Source organism: Candidatus Jordarchaeum sp., assembly GCF_052745115.1.
Window position 1 is genome coordinate 1 of sequence record NZ_JBRAKS010000323.1, and the last position, 4277, is coordinate 4277.

3 protein-coding genes are annotated in these 4277 nt (G+C 35.1%); all 3 read left to right on the forward strand.

The window, feature by feature from the left end:
- The first annotated feature begins 213 nt into the window (after positions 1–213).
- The 3 genes from ACUVXA_RS16990 (at position 214) to ACUVXA_RS17000 (ending at position 4262) form a co-directional block, all read left to right on the forward strand.
- The gene (locus ACUVXA_RS16990) at positions 214–1656 is read left to right on the forward strand and encodes an ATPase domain-containing protein (protein WP_445872479.1); all 1443 of its coding nucleotides are present in this window, start codon (positions 214–216) and stop codon (positions 1654–1656) included.
- A 211-nt stretch (positions 1657–1867) separates the two neighbouring features.
- Positions 1868–2797: an NAD(+) synthase gene (gene nadE, locus ACUVXA_RS16995; RefSeq protein WP_445872480.1), complete on the forward strand. Its 930-nt coding sequence runs from the start codon at positions 1868–1870 to the stop codon at positions 2795–2797.
- A 370-nt stretch (positions 2798–3167) separates the two neighbouring features.
- Complete coding sequence (locus ACUVXA_RS17000) at positions 3168–4262, forward strand: glycosyltransferase (RefSeq protein ID WP_445872481.1); 1095 nt, start codon at positions 3168–3170, stop codon at positions 4260–4262.
- The last annotated feature ends 15 nt before the right edge of the window (positions 4263–4277 follow it).

Here is a 4277-nt window from a genome sequence, read left to right on the forward strand (position 1 = left end):
GTAATAATCTTTGATATAATGAATCAAAATAGATAAAAATATAAACCTTATATTAATAATATTAATTAAAGATATCATAGAAACCCAACAATTTTTTTGCGGTTTCTACAAATCCTATTGATTATTCCACAAAAAAGTAATTCAACAATAGGTTAATTTAAAATGGATTTATTTAACATATGTGTTGGTAAGAATCTAATGGGGGCAAAGTTTATGCTTTTAACATCTAATGTTCCAAAAGAAATTGTGGATGCATTGGAATCTCCTACTTTTTCTCTTCATATTAAGGGCAATGCGGGTACAGGTAAAACCACTATGGCTCTTGAAATCATTAGAATGTTGAATAGCTCTGCCGTATATCTGTCTACACGTGTGTCTCCTAATAAGTTTTATCAACAGTTTCCATGGTCCGAGACCTGCATTCAGCAAAAAAACATTTTGGATGCTAACAAAAGTTTAACATATCAAACCAGAGAAGAAACATTATTTGAGTATGTAGATAGACCAAGTTTCTTAAGAGACTTGTATTCCAGAGTTTTGGAATTTAAAGAAGAGCATGCCATCGTTATTGTGGACAGTATTGATTCTTTGAAATCAAATTTTAGAATTCCATTGGAAGATTTAAACATGGAGCGAGACGTATTAGATATGACGGAAAGAGTAAATGCAAATGTGATTTTTATAAGCGAAATAGTCGGAGAAAGTAAGCTGGACCATTTGGTTGATGGAGTTGTAAGGTTGGAAAGAGAGATAGTTAACGGACGACTTTTAAGAAAATTAATCATCGAAAAGGTTCGAAGAACTAAAATAGAAAATCCAGAATATTTGTTCACTCTTAAAGACGGTAGATTTAGGTGTTTTGAAACAGGTTTTCAAGTAAACTTTGTAAAAAAGGAATTCACAAAGGTTGAAGAGGAGAGCAGATTAAAAATTTCTACCTTAATCCCAGAACTAGACAAAATATTGGGCGGAGGTTATGAAAGGGGAACCTTTAATATATTTGATATAGGGGACATTGTGGGAATGTATCACGCTTATATCTTGAGTCCCATATTTCTGAACTTCGTCATTCAAAAGTTTCCTGTTTTTAGCCTCCCCTCAAAGGGTATTTTCTCCACTGATGTTTTTAGAGACCGCCCTCAGACTTCTTTGGGCGATGCATTTCTGTCTTCTTTGGATGAGAATATTCGCAAATCTATGAATAAGTATTTTCACGTAATTTTATCTTCGAAAAATAGTATTATGAAAAAAATTGAAACATATGGCGTCTTCTATTTGAAAGGAGAAGACTACCTTGAAGACATTAATGATTTTATGCAACTGGCAATTAAAGTTCTAGACGAAACAAAAGCGGGCACCCTATTTGTCATAATGGCAAGCGATACAATGGAATACATTTATGGACAAGAGAAACTCACAAAAATAATTCAAACATGGATGGATAAAATGAGGCAACTAAATGGTATACTTATAATTCTTAAATTTGAACACGACTCCCTAAAACTGCCCACCAATCTTATAACAACATACTTCAAACTAGAAAATATCGGCGGAAACCTTCTGCTATACGGAAAAATTCCCAAGACAAAAATGTATATTTCAGGCTTGAACATTTCAAAAGGAAATGTACAAGCTAGTTTTACACCCATAGAGTAGGCATTTCTTGAGCATTAACTAATAGTAATAGTGAAATAATACTCAGATAGTATTACACTTTATTAGAAGAATTACCATTACTAATATTACTATAATTACTATTACTATAAGCGTTTAATGGTAATTCTGCATTTTTTCAGAAATTGAATTCATAAAGTTATCACCAAAAAAGTACAAGTATGTATGATATTCTTTAGTTCTTCGGATGAAATTGTCAGAAGGAGGGTGTAATACGAAAAGCTCTGTTTTAGAAATACTAGAATTGGATTACGAAGCGGTTTCTAAAAAAATTGAGGATTTCATAAGAAGTAGCGTTCAAATTTTCGGAAAGGAAGGAGTTATTGTAGGTATGAGCGGAGGCTTAGACTCCAGTGTTACAACCGCATTAAGCGTCAGAGCTCTTGGTCCTGATAGAGTGTTTGGTCTTTTGATGCCGGAAAGGGACAGCGAGAAACAATTTGTTAAAGATGCGGAAAACTTGGCTAAAAAACTGAAAATAAATTATGAAATTTTGGATCTAACCCCAATATTGAGAAAAATCGGAATATACGAAATGCTTCCAGATAGTATAATTAAAAATAAGAAGTTATTAATGGAAAAATTAAAAGACGCCGTAAAAGTTTCCACATTCGAAGCCCAACCTAGCGATTTGCCAATAATTACATTCAAGACGGGTACACGAGCTTACTGCTTTATTCTTCCCAAGGTAAGACTGAGAAGTGTTATGCTCTACTATTACGGCTGTCTTAAAAAACTCTTAGTCACGGGAACATTATGTAAATCGGAATATCTCACCAGCACATATGATGAACATGGAGACGGAGCCTGCGAAATCGCACCACTCAGAAACCTTTACAAAACTCAAATTAGACAGCTAGCCAAATACTTAGAACTTCCAAAAAATATAGTGACCAAGCCTTCCAGCCCCGACCTGCTCTTGGGATCGATTGTTACAGATGAGATCTTAACGGGTATGAAATACGAAGTGTTGGACCCCATACTCTACCTCTTAGAGAAAGGAATGAAAAGAAGCGAAATTGTAGAAATGTTAGGGGTTGACGAAGGCATTGTTAGAAGAGTTGAAAATTCTATCATCATGGCTAATCTGAGAAGAGAAATGCCTTTCGCCGCACCGATATAAAAACCTATGGGCCTGAAAATTTATTAAAGAAACAACATTTCAAAAATAGACCATTTACATAGTAACTATGATAATTGTTAAAATGACGTATTTAAGTTTCTAACTAAATTTCCTATTTTTCTTCTTTTATTGTTTTTCAGTAACATTTATACAATCTTCTTCCCAAGTGGTATCATAAGATCTGACCCCCACTCGATTAATTATTTATATTTTTATCATCGGAAATCGAGAGAAGGGGAACTAAAGGAAGAAAAATGATATTCAGGGCGCTATGTACTACTATGTTGAGGAGGAAAAATTGAGAGTCAGAGTTTAATTATAAGCTGTTTAGGAGCAAGATTTTGTAAATCAGAGATAGTGGTATGATATTATGTTTTATTTAGAGAATTATAGAGATATCGTGGGAGAAGGTGTTTTATCTACAATTCACAGATTGGCGAGTAAGCTTTATGGAAGGCATATCGTGTTTATTAATTCTACCTTTCAGGGCGGTGGTGTTCCTGAGGTGTTAAAATCTCTTATACCACTAATGAATGATGTGGGGCTCGATGCCGGCTGGAGGATACTTCATGGTACCCCGGATTTTTTCACCATAGTAAGAAAATTCCGGGACGCGCTTCAAGGGGAAAATATCCACTTCACCGAAATTAAGAGAAATTTGTACGTGCAAGCCAATGAGGATTTCTCTGTGTATACACACATAGATCATGACTGCGTAATTATACACGAGACACATCCCTTACCACTGATAAAATTCTACAAGAAAAGGCAGCCATGGATATGGCGATGCCACCTAGATATATCAAATCCTAATAGGAACCTTTTTGAATTTCTCAAAAACTTTATACTCAGATATGACGCAGTGATTTTTTCCTGCGATAGATACAAAAAAGAGGATCTTCCTGTAGAACAGAGAATTATGCAACCAGGGATCGATCCGCTTTCGCCAAAAAATAAGGAACTCTCCGAAAAAGATGTCTTAAAGTATCTCAAAAAATTTGACGTACCTAGGGATAAACCGGTCATAACACAGATATCAAGTTTCGACAAATGGAGAGATCCCGAAGGGGTAATAGAAGTATTTAAACTTGTAAAGCAAAAGGTGGATTGCAGATTAGTTTTGTGTGGAAGCATGGAGAGAGATTATCCCGGGGCGGAAGATATTGTGGGGAGAATAAGGGAGAGAGAAAAGAAGTTAATAGAAAATCAGGATATTATACTAATCAACACAGAAAATAATATAGTTATAAATTCGCTGCAGAGAAGCTCAGACGTTATAATTCAGAAATCATTAAAGGAGGGGTTCGGACTTACCGTAACGGAGGCTCTTTGGAAGGAAAAGCCCATAGTAGCATCAACCGCAGGGTGTATTCCTCTGCAAATAAGAGACGGGGAAAACGGCTTTCTTGTTGATCCCGATGATATAAAAGGGTTCACAACAGTAGAAAGATTTAATGATAAATAATACCATTCTTGGACT